Consider the following 19,759-nt stretch of genomic DNA (forward strand, 5'->3'; position numbering starts at 1 on the left):
GGCGTTGTGGCAAGAGGGCCGAGCCGGTCGGCGGCCGGGTCGTTGACTGGCCTGCAGCCAGGTCATCCGGGCGCCCGCACAACAACGAGGCCCCGACCGGGAGTCCCAGGACTCCGGGCGGGGCCTCGCGCCACCGGTGCAGCGGTCAGAGGTGGTCGGTCGTGATCAGAGGTCCATCGGCCGCAGCACGCGGTCGATGCCGTGCGCGATCTGCTTGTTGCCGAGGTTGATGTTCTTGGCGGCGGCGATGACGCGCGCGTTCCGGGCGTTGCGGTCGGCGTCCACGATGCGCACCTCGCCCCCGGCGACGTTGATGCCGATGTGCTTGCCCAGGGCGGTCTCGAGGCGGGCGCCGTCGGACTTCTTCGCGGCGGCGTACTTGACCGTGGCGCCGGGGACGACGTGGTAGAGCAGCACGTCCTCGACCGTGTCCAGGCCGAGCGACGCGACGGCGGCGAACGTCGCCTTCTCGGTGGCCGGCCGCTCACCGGCGATGCTCGTGACGAGCTTGCGGAACGCCCGGTCGGTCGGCACGAACGCGGTCAGCGCCGTGTCGCCGTCCGCCAGCACCGCGACGGGGCTGTTCGGGTCGGCCTTGATCACCGCACGGACGGCCTTCTCGGCGACGTCGAAGTCGTCCCAGCTCCGGTCGTACCTGTTCCCGTCCGCGGCCAGCACCTCGGTCAGCGGGGTCGTCCCGGCCTTGGCCTGCGCGGGGGTGGTGGTCAGCACGGATCCGGCGACGAGCGTGGCGACCGCGGCGACGGCGGAGACGGTTCGGGTGGTTCGCATGTCAGCTCCTCGAAGCTCCCAACGCGCCGCCCTGCGCGGCGCGGACACGGGGGGTTCGGCCGGGCCCGGGGAGCGGTTTGGTTCGTACCGGCTCCCCTCCGCAACCGGCCTGGACCGGTGCTCTGCGACGATGGCGGGGATGTCCCCCACGCACGTCTGGTACGTCAGCTACGGCTCGAACATGTCCGCGGACCGGTTCGGCTACTACCTGAGCGGCGGTCTGCCGCCGGGTGGGAGCCGGCACAACCCGGGTGCCCGCGACGCCACGCCGCCACTGCGCTCGATCCCGGTGGACCTCCCCGGCACCGTCTACTTCGCCGGCGAGTCGCCGCAGTGGGGCGGCGGCGTCGCGTTCTACGACCACGAGACGCCGGGCGACTCGGTGGGGCGCGGCTACCTCGTCACGCCCGCCCAGTTCGCCGACGTCGCGGCGCAGGAGATGTACCGGGTCCCGCAGCACGGCGACCCGCTCGAGCAGATCGTCACCGCTCCGCTGCCGGGTGGCCGGCACACCGCCGGGCCCGGCCGCTACGAGACGCTGGTCGAGGTCGGCCAGGTCGACGACCGGCCGCTGCTCACGTTCACCTCACCGCACGGCGCGGAGCACGTCCCGCACAACCCGCCCAGCCCGGCGTACGTCGAGCACCTCCGCGCCGGGCTCCGGGAGTCGCGCGGGTGGGACGACGCGGCCGTCGACGCGTACGTCGCGCGGTTGGCCGGTCAGGGCCTGCCGAGCGCGCGGTAGGTCCAGCCGGCCGCGCGCCACGCCTCACGGTCGAGGCAGTTGCGGCCGTCCACGACCGCCCGGGTCGCGACCACCTCGGCCAGCACCACCGGGTCGATCTCCCGGAAGTGCGACCACTCGGTGAGCACGAGCACGACGTGGGCGCCACGGCAGGCGTCGATCACCGAGTCCGCGTAGTGCAGCGTCGGCCAGAGCTTGCGGGCGTTCGAGATCGCCTGCGGGTCGTGCACCGTGACGTGCGCGCCGAAGAGCGAGATCCGGCCGGCCACGTTGAGCGCGGGCGAGTCGCGGATGTCGTCGGAGTCTGGCTTGAAGGCCGCGCCGAGCACGGCCACGTTGGCCACCGGCCAGGGCCGGTCGACGAGCTCGGCGGCCACGTCGACGACGCGGCTGCGCCGGCGCTGGTTGATCGCGTCGACCTCGCGCAGGAACGTCAGCGCGTCGCCCGCGCCGACCTCACCGGCGCGCGCCATGAAGCCGCGGATGTCCTTGGGCAGGCAGCCGCCGCCGAAGCCCAGCCCGGCGTTGAGGAACTGCCGGCCGATGCGCGGGTCGTGTCCGATCGCGTCGGCGAGGACCGTGACGTCGCCACCGGTCGCCTCGCAGATCTCCGCCATCGCGTTGATGAAGGAGATCTTCGTTGCCAGGAAGGAGTTCGCGGCGGCCTTGGCCAGCTGCGCGGTCGCCAGGTCGGCGACGACGACGGGTGTGCCGGCGGCGATCGCCTCGGCGTACACGACCCGCATCGCCTGGTCGGCGGCGTCGCGGCCGTAGCCCTCGGGGAGCCCGAACACCAGGCGGCCGGGCCGCAGGGTGTCGTCGACCGCGAAGCCCTCGCGCAGGAACTCCGGGTTCCATGCGAGCACCGCGTCGCGCCCGACCGGCGCCATCCGGGCGAGGTCCTCGGTGAGCCGCTCGGCGGTGCCCACCGGGACGGTCGACTTGCCGAGCACGACACAGGGACGCTGCAGCAGCGGGGCGAGTGACGCGATCGCACTGTCGACGAAGCGCAGGTCCGCGCCGAGCTCGCCGTCGCGCTGCGGCGTGGCCACGCACAGGAAGTGCACGTCGCCGAACTCCGCCACCTCGTCGTACGACGTGGTGAAGCGCAGCCGGCCCGACTCCACGTGCTTGCGCAGGATCGGCTCGAGCCCCGGCTCGTAGAACGGCGGCCGCGCCTCCTGCAGTGCCGCCACCTTGTCGTGGTCGACGTCCAGCCCGAGCACGTCGAAGCCGAGCTCCGCCATGCACGCGGCGTGCGTCGCCCCCAGGTAGCCGCAGCCGATGACGGTGATGCGTGGCCTCATCGTGGGTCCTTCCCCTCGCTTGCTTGCCCAGTCACCAGCCTCACAGCGCCGCGACCTGCGCAGACCCGTCATTCCCCGGACCTGCGCTACGCCGATTGACCGATGTAGGCGCTACGGCCCCCGCGGTGTGCTTTGCGCAGTTCCTGAGGTCGGGGGAGGAGATTGCGCATGCGGCTACTCACGGTGGCGGCACATCCGGACGACGAGACGCTGGGGGCCGGCGGCACGATGGCGTGGCACGCGGCCCGCGGCGACACCGTCTGGGCCTGCGTGCTGGCCGACGGCGCCAGCTCGCGGCACGGCCGCGTCGAGCAGCAGGCCGCCTGTGCCCGCAACGCCGCCCAGGTGCTCGGCCTGGACCGCCTCGTGATGGTCGGGCTTCCGGACCAGCGCCTCGACACGCTCAGCCTGCTCGACGTGATCACGCCGATCGAGCAGGTCATCGAGGAGCTGCAGCCCGACGTCGTGCTGACGCACTTCCCCGGCGACGTCAACGAGGACCACCGCCTGGTTGCGCGGGCCACGCTCGTGGCGACGCGCCCGGTGCCCGGCACCTCGGTGTCGCGGGTGTGTGCCTTCCAGATCCCGTCCTCGACGGACTGGGCGCCGCCGATCCCGGGCAGCGTCTTCGCGCCGAACCTGTACGTCGACATCAGCGAGACGCTCGACGTGAAGCTCACCGCCATGAAGGCGTACGCCGAGACCTTCGTCAGTGAGGTCAGGCCTTTCCCGCACCCACGTTCCATCGAGGCACTCACCGCCTACGCCCAGGGGCACGGCGCCGCCTCGGGCCTGCTCGCGGCCGAGCCGTTCATGATCCTGCGCGAGTCGGCGACGGCCGGCATGCGCGGTCCGCGAGGTGGTGACGGGGGATGAACGAGGCTCTCCGCAACGTCTTCGACCGCAGCGTGGCTGCGGTCGCGTTGGTCCTGCTCAGTCCCGTCCTGCTGGTGATCAGCATCCTGGTGAAGGCGACGTCGCCGGGACCGGTGCTGTTCCGCCAGGTTCGTGTCGGCAAGGACGGCCGGCCGTTCAGCATCTGCAAGTTCCGCACCATGACCCACACCGGCGCGACGGGGTCGGCGGAGGTCTCGCCGCTCGGCGACCCCCGTGTGACGCGTGTGGGTCGCGTCCTCCGCGGTTGGTACCTCGACGAGCTGCCTCAGCTGCTGAACGTCGTGCGCGGGGACATGGGCCTGGTCGGACCGAGGCCCGAGACCCCGGAGTTCGTCGCGCTCTACAGCGAGGACGAGCGCCGGGTGCTGTCGGTCCGACCAGGGCTCGCGGGCCCGTCCACGTTGGGGTTCATGAACGAGGCCGAGCGCCTCGCCGGCCACGCGGACCCGAACGCCCACTACCGGGACGTGCTGCTCCACGAGCGCGTCCGCCTCGACCTGTCGTACCTCGAGCAGCGCTCGTTCGGCTACGACCTGCGCCTTCTCTGCCGGCAGGTGATCGCCATTGCGCGCCACTGACCGCCGGCGCGAGAAGCGCCAGCACGGGTTCGGCGCGGTCCTCCGCGCCGGTTTGTCAGGACGTCCGGCCAGCTCAGCCGGACGTCGTAGGTCGGCACCCCTGCCGGTGCCTCGACTTCGGGGGTTCCCCGTGAGAAATCACAAGAAAGTCAGCATCAGGAAGCGGGTCGCCCTCGTCACGGCGTCGGCGCTCGCGCTCTCGACCGGAGGCGCCGCCTGGGCGGCGAACGTCAACTCGACCACGGTCCGGTTCACGGACACGTCGGTGTGGACGCCGCCCAGCCCGGACCCCTCCGGCATCACCTACATCCCCTCCAAGGACCAGATCGTCGTCAGCGACGCCGAGGTGGACGAGATCGTCCTCGGTCCCACGGAGCCGGGTGGCTACCAGGGCAAGAACATCTGGTCGATGACGCGCACCGGCACGGTCGTGGAGTCGTCCACGACCAAGACGACCGCCACGGGCTGGTCGATCGAGCCCACGGGCCTGGCGTTCAACCCGGCGACCGGGAGCATGTTCGTCACCGACGACGACAAGAAGTCCGTCTTCGAGATCACGAACGCTGCATCGACCGGACTGAGCGGGACGATCGCCACGACGAGGCTCCGGGCCGGGCTGACGAGCGGGTTCAAGACGTCGACCTTCGGCAACACCGACCCGGAGGGCGTCGCCTTCGACACCAAGCGCAACGAGCTGCTGCTGATCAACGGCCAGACCGGTGCGCGCTTCTACCGGCTGAACCCGGGCGTCGACGGCATCTTCAACGGCGTCGCGCCGGGTGGCGACGACATCCCGACCGAGGTCGACCTGACCCGGTACGGCGTCATCGACCCCGAGGGCATCGCCTACGACTCCGTCCGCGACACCATCCTGGTGTCCAGCGACGGCAGCCAGGCGATCTTCGAGCTGGACCGCTACGGCGCACTCCTGAACACCATCTCCATCGCTCAGATGGGTGCGCAGAACGCCGCCGACGTGGTCATGGCTCCCTCGTCCGACGGCAACGGGCGCAGCTACTACCTCGTCGACCGCGGTCTCGACAACAACTCGCACCCCGGCGAGAACGACGGCAAGGTCTTCGAGGTGCGGGCCAGCCTGGCGCCCATCACCAACTTCCCGCCCGTCGCCTCCGCGGGTGTGGACCAGGTCGTCGACATCACCGAGACCCTGACCCTCACGGGTGGCGGCCTCGACAGCGACGCAGCCGACGTGCTGACCTACCAGTGGAGCAAGGTCTCCGGGCCGGGCACCGTCACGTTCAGCGCACCGACCGCGGCGACGACCACCGCGACCGTCTCACAGACCGGCGACTACGTCTTCCGGCTCACCGTGCGGGACCCGAAGGGCGCGGTCGGCACCGACGACGCGACCGTCAAGGTGCTCACACCGGGTGCGGCCCGTGACGTCGCCCTGCCCGTCGTGAGCGGCCTCGACGACGCGCACGAGATCCTCGTGGGAAGCGCGACCGGCTTCACCGACGTGGCCAGCGCGGACATCGAGCTCGGCAACGACGGCCCGAGCACCCCCGAGGACGTCAAGACCGGCATCAGGTTCTCCGGCATCCCGGTGCCGAAGGGCTCGACGATCGAAAGCGCCTACATCCAGTTCAAGGTGGACGAGGGCAGCTCCGGCACAGCCAGCTTCACCATCGCCGGTGAAGCGGCGGACAACGCGGCGCAGTACGTGAACGGCAAGAACTTCAACATCACGACGCGTCCGGCGACGACGGCCAAGGTCGCCTGGAGTCCGCCCACCTGGACGGCGCCGGCCCAGCCCAACGGTGGCGAGGCCGGTCCCGGCCAGGCCACGCCGGACCTGAAGGCCATCATCCAGGAGATCGTCGACCGGCCGGGCTGGCAGAAGAACAACGCCCTGGCGTTCATGTTCGCCGGCACGGGCCGCCGTACGGCGGAGGCCAAGGACGGCCTCACCCCGCCGGTGCTGATGCTGAAGTTCAAGACGCCGGCCACGAACACGGCGCCGCTCGTCGACGCGGGGCCGACCCGCAACATCGACGTCGGCCAGTCGGCGTTGCTCGACGGCACGGTGTCCGACGACGGCAAGCCGGGTCCCGTCAGCGTCCAGTGGTCGAAGGTCAGCGGCCCCGGCGACGTCGTCTTCGCCAATGCGGCGGCGGTCGACACGACGGTGAGCCCGTCCGTGACCGGCGACTACGTCTTCCAGCTCACCGCGAACGACGGTCAGCTCAGCACGAGCGACACGACGCAGGTCAGGGTGAAGGCGGCCGGTGGCAAGAAGAAGACCACCCTGTCGGCCACCACGTCCGCGACGGTCCTGCGGACCGGCACCACGGCGACCATCACCGGCACCGTCCAGCCGGCCGAGGACGGCCAGGTGATCAAGCTGCAGCAGCGGAAGGGTACCGGCTGGGTCGACAAGGCCACGGCCAAGGTGACGAGCGGGACGGTCTCCGCGGCCCGGTTCACGGTCAGCTCCAAGACGAGTCGCGCCGTGCAGTACCGCCTGGTGTCGCCGGCCACGACGACGCTGGACGAGGCCGTGTCCAACACCCTCTCCGTCAGCTTCTACCTGACGGACCTGCTGCGGGTGAACTACGAGAGCGACGTTGTCAAGGTCAAGAACACCGGCGCCGTACCGGTGGACCTCGACGGCTGGGTGCTGAAGAACAAGAAGAACGGCAAGTCGGTCCGGCTGCCCGCCTTCACCCTGAAGCCGGGAGCGGTGATCCGACTCCACTCCGGCGTCGGGAAGTCCAGCGCACGGCACCTCTACCTCGCCACCAAGGACATGTGGGGCAAGCGAGGCAAGGCCGTCCTGAAGGACCGCATCGGCACCTCGGCGGACTCGCTCCGCTACTGAACCATCCTCCACACACCGGTGGCCCGGCCAGCCAGGCCGGGCCACCGGATCGCACCGACACACCCTCCCCGGCTCGGCAACCAGGAGACCCGCATGAAGGCCCTCGCCCGCATCTCCACGACGCTCCTCGCACCAGCACTGGTTGCCGCGGCGGCACTCAGCCCCGTCCTGCGCACGGCTCCGCCCGAGCCGGCGCCCCGTGCCGTCGAGCCCGTGCTCGACGGCGCGTTGCAGAAGATCCACTCCTTCCCCACGCTCGAGGTCGGGCTCCCGCACCCGACGTCGCTCGCCTGGAGCCGGCGCCTCGGCGCCCTCGTCATCACCGGTGCCGCCCGTCCCCACGCGCCGAAGGCGGTCGGCACCGATGCCACCGACCTCGGCCGGTTCCGCGGTACGGCGCACGCGAAGGCCGCGCCGCGGGACGTGCTCGGCGCGCGCGGCCACGACCTGCGGGGACGCGCGACGCACCCCGAGACCGGCGAGGTGTTCACCTACGACGCGACGACCGACCAGCTCCTCGGGACGAGGAACGGTCTGGTCACGTCGCGGTACGACGCCAGCGACCTCGGCGTCGACGACGTGCGCGGCGTGGTGCTCGCGCCCTCCAACGACCCGACGGACGGTCTCTCCGAGCTCAGCATCTACGTGCTCGACAACGGCGCCCCGGGCAACTTCGGCGAGGTCGTCGAGGCGATGTTCGCCACCGACCTCCAGCTCGTCGCCGCGATCACGCCGTCGAGCATCCGGACCGTCGCGACCTCGTCGTACAGCCCGCCTTCGCCGGACCCGTCGGGCGTCGCCTATCTCCCCGGGCGGGACCAGCTCTTCATCGCCGACGGCGAGGTCGACGAGATGTCGATCTTCCGCAACGTGAACCTCTACGCGACCACCCGGACCGGCACGCTGCAGAGCACGGGGGTGTCGCAGCCCTGGTCCGACGAGCCGGTCGGCGTCGGCTACAACCCGTCCAACGACCACCTGTTCGTCACCGACGACGACGAGAAGATGCTGTTCGAGATCGTCGCCGGGGCGGACAACCGCTTCGGCACGCCCGACGACACCGTCAGCGGGTTCAACGTGCAGGCTCGCGGCGTCAACGACCCCGAGGGCGTCGACTACGACGTCGCCACCAACGCGCTGTGGTTCGCCGGCGGCGAGTCCTCCGACGTGCACCGCGTCCGGGCCGGGAGCGACGGCCGCTTCGGCACCTCGGACGACGTGTGGCAGCACTGGAACGCATCGGTGTTCGGCGCGCAGGACCCCGAGGGCATGGGGTTCGACCAGGTGCGCGGCACGGCGCTGCTGCTCGACGACAGCTCCGAGACGATCTACGAGCTCGACCGCAACACGGGTGCCCTGATCAACACGATCGACGTGAGCAGCGCCAACATGACCGCGGCCGCCGGCCTCGCGGTGGCGCCCGCGTCCAGCGGGTCCGGCCAGCGCACCTACTACGTCGTGGCCCGCGGTCAGGACAACGACAGCAACCCGAACGAGAACGACGGCCGGATGTACGAGATCACCGCGAGCCTGCCGCCCATCGGCGGCGGCCCGTCGAACCTGCCGCCCAACGTCGACGCCGGCGCCGACAGCAGCGTCGTTCTGCCCGCCTCGGCGAACCTCGACGGCACCGTCTCCGACGACGGCCTGCCCACCAACCCGGGCACCGTCACGACCACCTGGACCCAGGTGTCCGGCCCGGGCGACGTGACCTTCGGCAACCCCGGTGCCGTCGACACCACGGCGAGCTTCTCGGTGGCGGGCAGCTACGTCCTGCGGCTCTCCGCGACCGACGGGGCGCTCACGACCGCCGACGAGGTCACGATCTTCGCCGCGCCCGTGGGCGGCGCGCTGGTCCGCGAGGTGCGTGCCGTGGCCGGCTCCGACGACGCCGAGCAGGGCGCGACCTCGGGCAACACCAACATCGGCAGCTCGGACCTCGAGCTCACCACCGACGGCAACACGCAGCAGGTCGTCGGCGTGCGGTTCCCCGGCCTGACCGTGCCGCGCGGCGCCTCCATCGTGCGGGCCTACCTGCAGTTCTGGACCGACGAGGTGTCGACCGGTGCGTCGGCCATGACGGTCCGCGCCGAGGCCTCCGACAACGCGGCGCCCTACACCGCCACGGCCAGCAACGTCAGCAGCCGGGCGACGACGGCCGGGGTGCCGTGGAACCCGCCGGACTGGCCGACCGTGGGCCAGGCCGGCGCACCGCAACGCACCAGCGACCTCTCCGCCCAGGTGCAGGCCGTGGTCAACCGCACGGGCTGGAGCTCGGGCAACGCCATGGCGTTCCAGTTCTCCGGCACCGGTCGTCGTACGGCGCGCGCCGTCGAGTCCGGCGCGGCCACGGCCCCGCTGCTGCACGTGGAGTACAGCACCGGCGGCCAGACCAACCAGGCGCCGACCGTGGATGCCGGGACCAACGCGACGATCACGTTGCCGGCGACGGCGACGCTGGACGGCACGGTGACCGACGACGGCCTGCCGAGCTCCCCGGGTGCGGTGACCACGACCTGGTCGCGGGACTCCGGTCCGGGCACGGTGACGTTCGGCAACGCGAACGCCGTCGACACGACCGCGACCTTCTCGACCGCCGGGATGCACGTCCTGCGGCTCACCGCGACCGACGGTGCACTGACCGCATCCGACACGGTCACCATCACGGTGCAGCCGGCTGCGTCGGGCAACACGGCACCCGTGGTCGAGGCGGGTGCGAACCAGACGATCACGCTGCCCTCGAACGCGACCCTGGACGCGACGGTGACCGACGACGGCCTGCCGAACCCGCCGGGTGCGGTGACCACCACCTGGACGCAGGACTCCGGTCCGGGCACGGTGTCGTTCGGCAACGCGAACGCTGTCGACACGTCCGCGTCGTTCTCCACGGGCGGGACGTACGTGCTGAGACTGACCGCTGACGACAGCGCGCTCACGGCCTCCGACACCGTCACGGTGCAGGTGCAGGACCAGGCGCCGGGCAACACACCTCCGGTGGTCGACGCAGGGACGAACCAGAGCGTCACGCTCCCCGCGAGCGCATCCCTGGACGGCACGGTGACCGACGACGGCCTGCCGAACCCGCCGGGCACGGTCACGACGACGTGGTCGACCTTCTCCGGTCCGGGCACGGTCACGTTCGGCAACGTCAACGCCGTGGACACGACGGCGTCGTTCTCGGCGGCGGGCACCTACGTGCTGCGGCTGACCGCCAACGACAGCGCCGCGTCGGTCTCCGACGACGTCACCGTGACGGTCGCCGGAGGCACGGGTGGCGCGACGGTCTTCGAGAAGCGAGTGGCCGCCGGCTCCGACGACGCTGAGCAGCGCGTCACCGGCGCCAACGACCTCACCAGCAGCGACCTCGAGCTGACCACCGACGGATCCGCGCAGCAGGTGGTCGGAATGCGCTTCACCGGCGTCACCGTGCCGCGGGGTGCGACGGTGACCGACGCCTGGATCCAGTTCCGGGTCGACGAGGTCTCCACCGGCGCGTCGTCACTGACGGTGCGCGCCGAGAACGCGGACAACACGCCGACGTACACCACGGCGACCAACAACGTGACCGGTCGTGCCACCACCGCGGCCAGCGTCGCCTGGTCGCCGCCGGACTGGCCGACCGTCGGGGCGGCGGCCGCCGCCCAGCGGACGCCGAACCTGGCCTCGCTCGTGCAGGCCGTCGTGAACCGTACGGGCTGGGCCGCCGGCAATGCCATGGCCTTCCAGGTCTCGGGCACGGGACGGCGTACGGCGGAGGCGTTCGAGGGCGGTGCGACGTTCGCCCCGCTGCTGCACGTCGAGTACAGCGGCGGCGCCTCGGGCCCGGTCAACCAGGCCCCGACGGTCGACGCCGGGCCCAACCGGGGCGTCACGCTGCCGGCGGCCGCGTCCCTGGACGGCACGGTCACCGACGACGGCCTGCCGACGACGCCCGGCGCGGTGACCACCACCTGGTCCCAGGTGTCCGGCCCGGGCACGGCGACGTTCCAGAACGCGAGCCTGGTCGACACGACGGCGACGTTCTCGGCCGCCGGCACGTACGTGCTGCGGCTGACCGCGAACGACGGTGCGCTGTCGGCCTTCGACGAGATGACCGTGGTCGCCCAGGCAGCGGGCGGCGGAGGAACGGGCTCGGCCGACCTCCGGGTCCTGGCGGGCAGCGACGACGTCGAGCAGTCGGTCAACTCCGGCAGCACCCAGACGTCGAGCTCCGACCTCGAGCTCACCACGGACGGCAACACCCAGCAGGTGGTGGGGATCCGGATCGCCAACGTGCCGGTGCCGGCCGGGGCGACGATCACCGCCGCCTACCTGCAGTTCACGACCGACGAGGTGTCGACCGGCGCGTCCGCGCTGTCGATCAGGGCGGAGACGGCCGACAACGCCGCCACCTACACCGGGACGGTCAACGCCGTGACAGGTCGGGCGACCACCGCAGCGTCTGTGCCCTGGGCGCCTGCGGACTGGACGACGGTGGGGCAGGCCACCACCGCCCAGCGGACGCCCGACCTGTCGCCCCTCGTGAACGCCGTCGTGTCGCGGTCCGGCTGGGTGCCCGGCAACGCGATCGCGTTCCAGGTGTCCGGCACCGGCCGCCGGACGGCTCGCGCCTTCGAGTCGGGCGCGAGCGTCGCTCCACTGCTGCACGTGGAGTGGTCGACAGGCTGACCGAGGACCGTTCCGACCTGCGCTGGGGAGCCCCCCGCATTGCCCCCAACGAAGCCTCAGCGCAGGTCGGGACCTTCGGTCGGTCAGTCCGCGGACGGGCCGCCGACGAGCGCGTGTACGGCCTCAGCAGCCAGCGCCGCCAGCTCGTCGGCGGTCTCTCCGTACGACGGCAGGCGGTGCACCGGGACCGGACAGGCCTGGAGGACGTCGTCGAGGACCTGCTGACCGCGTCGCAGCGCCGCGGCCCGCTTGCGCGGGCCGAGCTGCTGCACGCGGCTGTGCTGGGAGGCCCGAGCGGCGAGGCGGTGCGCCGCCAGGTCCGGGGGTACGTCGAGGAGCACCACGAGGTGGGGGCGCGAGGCGGCAGGGACGCTCGGCCACAGGTCGGCGGCACCGAGCTCGTGGGCGCGCAGCAGCGCGGTCCACGTCGTCTGCACCAGGCCCTCCTCGAGGAGCCGGACGCCCGGGGCGCGGCGGCCGCGCGCGACGATCCGCTCGGTGGCCAGCCACTGGGCCAGCACCGCGGCGGTGTCGCGCCGGGAGGACTGCCCGCTGCGCACGACCACGCCGGCGGACCGCGCGGCGGAGACGGGGGAGTGGGCGGCCTGGGCGGCGGCGAGCCCGACCCGGCGCAGCACCCGCACCTCGCGCCGCACGCGCGCGGAGACACCGACGTCCCCGACCTCGCAGGGCAGTCCCTCGGACCGCAACCGGGCGACGAGCGCGTCGGCGAGCGTGCTCTTGCCCGATCCGGGCAGACCGGCGAGCTCGACGACGAGTCCGGACACCGTCAGCCCGCCGCCTGGTGAGCGCGCTGGCGCAGGGCCTGCCGCACGAGACCGACCTGCTGCTCGACGGTGAGCTCGGTGGTGATCAGCCGCAGCACCTCGGCGCCCTCGCGGGCGAGCGCGTCGGCGACGCGGTGGACGTGCCGGCGCTCGCTGTCGAGGTAGGCACGCAGGCTCTCGTTGTCGAGCTCGTCGGTGACGTGCTGCTTGCGCCGGCCGCGCACGCGGTTCGCCAGGGTGGCGGTGTCGGCGTCGACGATCACCAGCAGGTCCAGCAGGCTCGCGGTCTCGACGCAGCGCTGGGTCCACCAGGCGCTGCCGTGCGGCCGGTCGCGCAGCTGCATCATGCGCACCAGTGTGTACGCGGCGCCCTGGTCGAAGACCACCGTCCGGGCGCCCTGCGACATCCGGTTGCGCGCGACGTGCTGCGCGGCGGTCACCCGGGCCGCCCACGAGACCCAGCGGCGACGGTCGACGTCGGGCGGCGGCGCGACGGCGACCGGCCACGACCGGGCCATCGACCAGGCCAGCGCGGACAGGTCGCCGCGCGAGTGGTCCTTCACGACGGTCACGCCGTCCAGCGCGGCGAGCGCGTCGGCGAGTCCGGACTTCCCGGCGCCGGGAGCCCCGAGCAGCTCGACGACGGCGCCACCGCGCCGCGCGTTCACAGCCGCTCCCACACCGCTCGTCGTACGGCGTCCAGCACCTCGTCCGGCGGCAGGGTGGCGTCCACGACGACCGCGCCGCTGCCGGACCAGTCCGCCTCGTAGACCTCGGTGTTGCGGGCCCGGACGTAGCGGCTCGGCTCGTCGAACCGGCGGGCGACCGCGACCTCGGGGTCGAGGCGCAGCACCACCAGGACGTCCGGCGGCTGGATCTGGTCGTAGATGCGCTGCTCGGCCCGGGCGATCCGCAGGGTCAGCCGCGAGAACCGCTCGGGGGTGCGCAGCGTCCACGTGGTCCGCGGGCCGTCCATCGTCGCGATCTGCTTCACCGGCCAGCGGTCGGTGACCACCAGGCCGCCCGTGTCGGCCTCGCGACGCGCCTTGGTGTAGTCGCGCAGCCGGTCGCGGCCGGTGAACAGGTGCCACAGCGCCCACGCGTTGCCCGGGAAGTCCTCGGGCGTGGCACTGCGCGGGTCGACCGAGGCCCAGGCGGACTCGAGCAGCCCGGCGCTGCGGGCGACGTACATCGGGCCCTTGACGGCCAGGGTGAGCAGCGACGGGCGTGGCTTGCCCAGGTGCAGCTGCTTCACGCGCAGCGGCCCGGCGAGCCACTTCGTCGTGCCGGCGACCGCGGTCGACTTGCCCGCGCCGTCCCCGCCGACGATCGCGATCGTGGCGCCGACCGGCGTGATCCGCTTGCGGGCCGGGAGCTTGAGGACGTAGGCCCGCGAGCCCCAGGTGAAGCGCCGCCACATCCGCAGCCACAGGTCGTGCGGCCACGAGCGGCGCGCGTGCGGGCGCAGCGCGCGGAGCGTCGCCCGGCCGGCGGCGAGCCGCTTCGGCAGCGACGCCGGCTGCACCAGCGTCGCCAGGCAGCGCTCCCACAGGTCCGTGCCGATGCCCCCGAGGTGCTCGCGGACGACGGCCAGCGTGGCCTCGGGGTCGGAGCGCTCGATGAGCCAGCCGAGCTCGCGCTTCTCGTTGCCGCCGAGCCGGCCCTTGCCGACGGCGACGGCGTCCCAGGTCGCGTGCTTGACCATCATCCGGATCACGAAGACCGCCAGCTCGAACTCCGCCGACGGGATCGGGAACACCGTGTCGTGCCGGCACGAGGCGAGGTACGCGTCCTCGATCGGCAGCCGGAAGTTCTTCGTGGTGTCGTCACCGAGCACGAGGCTGTAGTGCGCGTGCACGTGCACGAAGCGTCCGGAGGGCGCGTCGAGCGCGTAGTGGTGACTGACCCCCGGGTGGTCGCGACCACCCGGGGCCTTGGCGTGACGGAAGCCCAGCCGGGCGAGCACCTCGGTGAAGCGCACCCCGTCGTGCCGGTGGACCAGCAGGTCGAGGTCGTTCTCGCCCGTCGCCGACTTGTGCAGCATGTCGTTGCTCTTCCAATGGCAGTACCGCACCTCGGCCAGGCGCAGCTCCTCGCGGAGGGCGAGGGCCAGCGACTGGGCGCCGAGCGGCATCCCGGGCAACGGGCTCGAGATCAGGGCCTGGAGGTCGGCCTCGTCGGTCGTCATCGGTCACTCACCTTCGTTCCAGGTCGTGATCGGGCCACGACGGGTCGTTGGCCGCCCACGCGGAGGGGCGGGCGCGGCCGTGCTGGCGGCGCTGCTGGTGCGTCTGCTCGGGGATGTCCGGTGCGGGCACCGGGGCCGTGTTCGGGGTCCGCGGTGGCCGCCGGTCGAACAGGTGGATCCAGCCGATGCCCAGGGTCAGGCCGATCGCTGCACCGGCCAGGGCCAGCACCACGGGCGTCGGACGCAGCGGGGAGCGGGTGGTCCAGGCCGCGTCGACGACGGCGAGCTCGCCGGCCTCGGAGGTGTCGAGCGTGTCGAGCTCGGCGTACGAGCTGCGCAGCTGGACCAGCGTCTCCTGCAGGTTCGTGATCCGGGCCGCGAGCGTCGGGCGGGTCGCCGCGTCGGCGACGACCAGCTCGTCCTCGAGGCGGAGCAGCTCGCGGTTGCCGCGGGCGATGTCGGTCTCGAGCGACGTCAGCTGCTCGCCGATGAACGCCCGGTCCGAGGAGGTGATCGCCTCGCGGGAGGCCCGCAGCAGCGACTGCGCCACGGCGTTGACCAGGTCGGCGGCCTTCTCCCGGCTGTCGCTGTAGACGCTGATCTCGACGAGCTGCGGGTTCTTGTCGCCCACCCGGGCGAACACGTCGGGCTGCAGGTCGCGCCAGGACTCGGCCCACCCGTCCTCGGCGACGGGAGCGAGCACCGGCTCGCGCCGGGTCAGGTCGGCGTACCGGACCGCCAGGGCCGCGCTGGTGTTGAGGGTGTTCTCGTCCGCGGCGACCGCGAGGTCACGGCCGACCTGCAGGCTGGTCTCGCCCTTGAACACCGGCGCCTGGACGAACGCGATCCCGAAGCCGACGACGCCACCGAGGATGGTCAGGGCCAGCAGGAAGCCGATCCGGTGCCGCAGCCGCTCGCCGAGACCGGCCGTCTCGGGGTCGAGCCGTGACGCGGGGCGCAGGGTCCTGCCCACCTCGGCGCCACGGGGGACCTGCTGCCGGTACAGACGCCCGTAGGCGTCGTTCATGCTCGTGACGCTGAAGTGGGAGACCACGGTCTCGCGGAGCCGCTGGCCGATCGCCGCGCGCTCCTCGGGCCCGACGGCGCGGAGCCGCTCGAGCGCTCGGGCGTACCCCTCGGTGTCGCCGACGCGCACGAGCGGGAGCCCCTTGGCGGCGCGGGCGATCTCGCGGTGCGGCGGGATGTCGGACGCCACGACCGGACGGCCGCAGGCCATCGCCTCGAGCATGGCGACCGGCAACCCCTCGCCCCCCGAGGTGGTGATGAACGCGTCGGCGTCGGCGAGCTCGCGGTAGACGTCGTCGCGGGCGATGATCCCGCGCATGGACACCGTGTGCAGCAGCTTCTCGTGCTGGATCCGGTCGTTGAGCTGGAGCCTCAGCTGGCCGTCGCCGATGAAGGTCAGCGTGTCGTCGCGCTTGCGCATCGCGAGGAACGCCGCCAGCACGGTGTGCGGGTGCTTGATCGGGATCAGCCGGCTGACCGCTGCCACGTGGAAGCCGGCGCCGCGGTGCGGCCGGTAGCCGTCGAGTGCGCGGTCGACCCGGTCGACGTCGACGCCGTTCGGGACCACCTGCAGCTTGTCGTGGCGCAGCCGGCGCAGCCGCTTCGGCATCGACTCGTACGCCGCCTGGCCGCACAGCACCACGAGCGGGAAGAGCAGCATGATCAGCCGCAGGAACATCCGGTTGCGGCGGCGGAAGCTCTGCCAGCTGTTGTGGATGGTGAAGACCAGGTCGCGGCGGGGCCGGCGCAGCCGGGCGTAGGTCCACAGCGTGACGATGCCGCTGGCCGGCGCGTGCACGTGCACCACGTCGTACTCGTCGGCGGTCAGCGCCCGGCGCAGCGCCCGGAAGCACCCGGGCACCGAGCCGTCGCCCTCGAACAGCCGGAGCTGGTCGGGCGGCGTCACGTCGGCCGGGAACAGGGAGCACACCGTGACCGTCCGGGTGTCGAGGACGGGCAGGCAGTGCTCGTTGTACTGGCTGTTGGTCGGCCCGGCCCGCACGATCACGTGCAGGACGGACAGGCCGGCGGCGGCGTCGGTCATCGGTGGTGGCCTCCTGGCGTGAACGTCGTCCGGCATCCCCGGACGGCGGCGAGTCCCAGAGCTGCGATCAGCCAGTAGTGCCGGTCGAGCATCTCGGGCGCGAACATGAAGACGGTGAGGATCCCGGCCATGGCGGCGAAGATCCCCCACAGCAGGTGTGCGTCGGGCGGGTGGGCGCGTCTGACCGTGCCGAACACGTCGAAGGCCCACAGCAGCAGCCAGACCGCGAACGCCGCGGCGCCGATGGCGCCGACCTGGACGCCGAGCTGGAGCCACAGGTTGTGCGGCAGCTGCGCGGTCACCTCGACGTCGTACTCCGGCGCGACGTACCGGAAGTTGTCGAGACCCGTGCCCACGAGCGGGGCGTCGAGGAACGCGAGCATGCCGGCGTTGGCGAGGTGCTCGCGGTCGCCGACCAGGTGCGCCTGGGCGCTGGAGTCGGACTTGTCGAGGCTGCGGTTGATCCGCTCCTCGAGCGTGTTGGGCAGCTGGCCCGATGCCACCAGCGCGAAACCGAGGAGCCCGCACGCCGTGACCAGGACCAGCAGCCGGGCGACCGCGCGCCGGAACCCGAGGCCCGGGCGGGCCACGATGACCACGACCAGGGCGACGCCGGTGCCGAGCAGGCTGCTGCGCGACCCGGACGCGCTGATCGCCCAGACGCTCAGGTAGACCCCGACCAGCAGGGCGAGCGTGACCATGATCCGGACCGGTCGCTTCTGGTGCCGGCTGAGCAGCCACAGCACGATCAGCAGCGGGACCAGGTAGGCGGCCGGGTAGCCGAGCCGGTTGGGGTTCTCGCTGTAGAACACCACGACGCGGCCGGCGCCCTGCGTGGGCCGGTAGACGTAGGAGTGCAGGATCGCGGCGAGCGTGCCGAAGCACAGCAGCGCGACCGACGTCACGGCCCGCTTCCGCGTGGTGACCACGCCGATCACCACCGGCACCTGGATGAAGAAGATGAAGGCGTACTGCAGCACCTGGGTGAGCGCCTCCGTCGCGTGCGTGGCGCGGAAGGCGCTGACCAGGGCGGCCAGGATGAAGACGTACGACGCCGCGAGGTAGCCGGCCGGCGGCCACACGAAGCGGCGCTGGCGCAGCAGGTAGGGCAGCGCCAGCAGGACGAGCAGGTCGTAGACGCTGAAGCTGCGGACGATCAGCAGGTTGAGCGGAGCGACGATCGCGCCGCCGATGACGAGGACGTCCGGCAGGCGCAGCGGGGCGGCCTCGACGGCCGGCCGCGGTGTCGCGTGGGTCGGGTGGGTCACGTACGTCGTCATGCGCCGAACCCCCGGGTGCTCATCGGCTGACCCGCTTCCCGACCACGGCGCGGACCCGGCCCACGAGGCGCCGCCGCTGGGGACCGTTGAGGCCGAGCAGCAGGGAGACGCCGGTGGCCGCGAGCGCGGTCGCGCCGACGACCGGCACGAGCGTGAGCCAGCCCAGCGACGGCACCTGCGGTGCCACCTCGCGGGCGGCCAGGAGCAGGAGGGCGGTGGCCAGTGCCGGACGTGCGAGCGACGCGACCTGCCGGCTCAGGGGGATGCCGAGGAAGCGGCCGACGGCCACCGGGGCCGTCACGCCCAGCACAGCCCGGCCGGCCACCAGCCCGAGGCAGAGGCCGACGGCCCCGCCGCCGAGGGGACCGGCGGCGAGGGCGGCGAGCCCGATCGAGACGACCGCCGCCACCACGCCGGCGACGACCTTGATGCGTGGCTTGAGGGCGACGTCGATGACGAACGTGTCGGTGCGGATCAGGGCGAGCTGGAACGCCAGCACGACGAGGAGCAGCGTGACGGTGTCGCCGGCGTACAGGTGGTCGCCGACCCACAGCCGGACGAACGCGTGGTTCCAGAGCATGATCGTGACGCTCATGCCGGTGCCGAGCACCCAGACCAGGGCCATCACCTCGCCGCGCAGCACGGCCGCCTTGTCACGGGCACCGGACCCGAGATAGCCGCCGATGCCGGGGATGGTCGCCTGCACGACCATCGAGAGGACCTGGGCCATCGCGTCGCAGACCCACTTGGTCAGCGCGAACGCGGCGACGGTGGCGAGCGGCACGAACAGGGCGAGCACGAGGACGTCGCTGGCGATCATCAGCTCGAGCACGAGCTTCCAGCCGAGGAACCAGGCGGACAGCCCGAGGAACCAGCGCGCGAGGGTGCGGCTCGGGCGGGCGAGGCCGAACCAGGCCAGCCGACGGCGGGTGATCGACCAGAACACCACGCCGGTGAGCAGCGTGTTCGCGAACGTCGCGAGGGCGAGGCCCGGCAGGCCGAGGCCGAGCCGGACGGAGCCGATCATGAGCAGGCCGCCGACCACGACCAGGGCGGTGGAGATGCCCATCCGGGCGTACCCGAGGTTCTCGCCGACCAGCGCCGAGCGCGGCAGCGTCAGCAGCGTCATCGCGGCCGCGTCGACGGTCAGGATCGCGGCCGCGACCCGCAGCGGGGTGACCTGGCTGTCGGGGACCTCCATCAGGTGCGGCACCAGCCAGACGCCGAGGACGCCGGCGACGAGCAGGAGCGGCAGGAAGAGCAGCCAGACGAGCGCCGCGGCGCCCACCAGCTGCCGCTTCTCCGCGTCGGTGGCCGTCCACTGGCGGTGGGCGATGGCGTACTGGAGGGCCTGGGCCGAGCGGCCGCTCGCACCCCACACGTAGCTCGACCACTGCCAGAGCACCCGCCAGGCGCCGTACGTCGCGGCGCCGAGCCCGGAGACGACGAGGGGGCTCACGACCAGCTCGACGAGGGCGCGGGCACCGTAGTCCAGCCCGGAGGCGACTGCGTTGAGGGACGCGCGCCGGGTCAGGTTACGGGTCGGCGAGGGCGCCGCCGTGGTGGCAGCGCGGCCCCCTGTCTTCATCCATGCCCCCTGCAA

Annotated in this window: 13 protein-coding genes; 5 read left to right on the forward strand and 8 right to left on the reverse strand. The window is 72.5% G+C overall.

Going from position 1 to position 19,759, the window contains the following annotated elements:
- Positions 1-165 precede the first annotated feature (165 nt).
- Complete coding sequence (locus ETU37_RS06695) at positions 166-792, reverse strand: fasciclin domain-containing protein (RefSeq protein ID WP_129986488.1); 627 nt, start codon at positions 790-792, stop codon at positions 166-168.
- Between the two features lie 139 nt (positions 793-931).
- Between ETU37_RS06695 and ETU37_RS06700 the strand changes: the two genes are divergently transcribed.
- On the forward strand, positions 932-1,537 hold the full coding sequence (locus tag ETU37_RS06700) for a histone deacetylase (RefSeq protein ID WP_129986489.1): 606 nt from the start codon (positions 932-934) through the stop codon (positions 1,535-1,537).
- Here ETU37_RS06700 and ETU37_RS06705 read toward each other — a convergent pair.
- Positions 1,513-2,844, reverse strand: a complete 1,332-nt coding sequence (locus ETU37_RS06705; protein ID WP_129986490.1) for a UDP-glucose dehydrogenase family protein — start codon at positions 2,842-2,844, stop codon at positions 1,513-1,515. The two genes, ETU37_RS06700 and ETU37_RS06705, sit on opposite strands and share 25 nt — an antisense overlap.
- 168 nt (positions 2,845-3,012) lie before the next feature.
- On the opposite strand from ETU37_RS06705, the gene ETU37_RS06710 reads away from it, so the two are divergent.
- The 4 genes from ETU37_RS06710 (at position 3,013) to ETU37_RS23440 (ending at position 11,829) form a co-directional block, all read left to right on the forward strand.
- Positions 3,013-3,720, forward strand: coding sequence for a PIG-L deacetylase family protein (locus tag ETU37_RS06710; protein ID WP_129986491.1), 708 nt, complete (start codon positions 3,013-3,015; stop codon positions 3,718-3,720).
- Positions 3,717-4,319, forward strand: coding sequence for a sugar transferase (locus tag ETU37_RS06715; RefSeq protein ID WP_129986492.1), 603 nt, complete (start codon positions 3,717-3,719; stop codon positions 4,317-4,319). Before ETU37_RS06710 ends, ETU37_RS06715 begins: the two co-directional genes overlap by 4 nt.
- Before the next feature lie 130 nt (positions 4,320-4,449).
- Positions 4,450-7,161, forward strand: coding sequence for a PKD domain-containing protein (locus tag ETU37_RS06720; protein WP_129986493.1), 2,712 nt, complete (start codon positions 4,450-4,452; stop codon positions 7,159-7,161).
- A 93-nt stretch (positions 7,162-7,254) separates the two neighbouring features.
- On the forward strand, positions 7,255-11,829 hold the full coding sequence (locus tag ETU37_RS23440; RefSeq protein ID WP_206053774.1) for a PKD domain-containing protein: 4,575 nt from the start codon (positions 7,255-7,257) through the stop codon (positions 11,827-11,829).
- An 83-nt stretch (positions 11,830-11,912) separates the two neighbouring features.
- Here ETU37_RS23440 and ETU37_RS06730 read toward each other — a convergent pair whose 3' ends face one another.
- The 6 genes from ETU37_RS06730 to ETU37_RS06750 are packed head-to-tail and all read right to left on the reverse strand — an operon-like array spanning position 11,913 to position 19,744.
- Positions 11,913-12,617, reverse strand: a complete 705-nt coding sequence (locus ETU37_RS06730; RefSeq protein ID WP_165372431.1) for an AAA family ATPase — start codon at positions 12,615-12,617, stop codon at positions 11,913-11,915.
- 2 nt (positions 12,618-12,619) lie between these two features.
- The gene (locus ETU37_RS23105; RefSeq protein WP_165372432.1) at positions 12,620-13,285 is read right to left on the reverse strand and encodes an AAA family ATPase; all 666 of its coding nucleotides are present in this window, start codon (positions 13,283-13,285) and stop codon (positions 12,620-12,622) included.
- Positions 13,282-14,805, reverse strand: coding sequence for a hypothetical protein (locus ETU37_RS06735; RefSeq protein ID WP_165372433.1), 1,524 nt, complete (start codon positions 14,803-14,805; stop codon positions 13,282-13,284). Before ETU37_RS06735 ends, ETU37_RS23105 begins: the two co-directional genes overlap by 4 nt.
- Before the next feature lie 7 nt (positions 14,806-14,812).
- A complete protein-coding gene (locus ETU37_RS06740) occupies positions 14,813-16,876 on the reverse strand; it encodes a glycosyltransferase (protein ID WP_165372434.1) in 2,064 nt (687 codons plus the stop codon).
- Positions 16,873-18,156 carry an O-antigen ligase family protein gene (locus ETU37_RS06745; protein WP_129986496.1) on the reverse strand — a complete coding sequence of 428 codons (1,284 nt, stop codon included), beginning with the start codon at positions 18,154-18,156 and terminating at the stop codon, positions 16,873-16,875. Before ETU37_RS06745 ends, ETU37_RS06740 begins: the two co-directional genes overlap by 4 nt.
- A gap of 19 nt (positions 18,157-18,175) precedes the next feature.
- Complete coding sequence (locus ETU37_RS06750) at positions 18,176-19,744, reverse strand: lipopolysaccharide biosynthesis protein (RefSeq protein ID WP_129986497.1); 1,569 nt, start codon at positions 19,742-19,744, stop codon at positions 18,176-18,178.
- Positions 19,745-19,759: the final 15 nt, after the last annotated feature.

The organism is Nocardioides iriomotensis, assembly GCF_004168035.1.
Taxonomy (GTDB): domain Bacteria; phylum Actinomycetota; class Actinomycetes; order Propionibacteriales; family Nocardioidaceae; genus Nocardioides_B; species Nocardioides_B iriomotensis.

Bases quoted from the DNA above. Each gene is read 5' to 3' on its own strand.
- ETU37_RS06745 (WP_129986496.1), bottom strand. From the start codon at position 18,156: ATGACGACGTACGTGACCCACCCGACCCACGCGACACCGCGGCCGGCC.
- ETU37_RS23440 (WP_206053774.1), top strand. From the start codon at position 7,255: ATGAAGGCCCTCGCCCGCATCTCCACGACGCTCCTCGCACCAGCACTG.
- ETU37_RS06710 (WP_129986491.1), top strand. From the start codon at position 3,013: ATGCGGCTACTCACGGTGGCGGCACATCCGGACGACGAGACGCTGGGG.
- ETU37_RS06735 (WP_165372433.1), bottom strand. From the start codon at position 14,805: ATGACGACCGACGAGGCCGACCTCCAGGCCCTGATCTCGAGCCCGTTG.
- ETU37_RS06740 (WP_165372434.1), bottom strand. From the start codon at position 16,876: ATGACCGACGCCGCCGCCGGCCTGTCCGTCCTGCACGTGATCGTGCGG.
- ETU37_RS06700 (WP_129986489.1), top strand. From the start codon at position 932: ATGTCCCCCACGCACGTCTGGTACGTCAGCTACGGCTCGAACATGTCC.
- ETU37_RS06695 (WP_129986488.1), bottom strand. From the start codon at position 792: ATGCGAACCACCCGAACCGTCTCCGCCGTCGCCGCGGTCGCCACGCTC.
- ETU37_RS06705 (WP_129986490.1), bottom strand. From the start codon at position 2,844: ATGAGGCCACGCATCACCGTCATCGGCTGCGGCTACCTGGGGGCGACG.
- ETU37_RS06750 (WP_129986497.1), bottom strand. From the start codon at position 19,744: ATGAAGACAGGGGGCCGCGCTGCCACCACGGCGGCGCCCTCGCCGACC.
- ETU37_RS06715 (WP_129986492.1), top strand. From the start codon at position 3,717: ATGAACGAGGCTCTCCGCAACGTCTTCGACCGCAGCGTGGCTGCGGTC.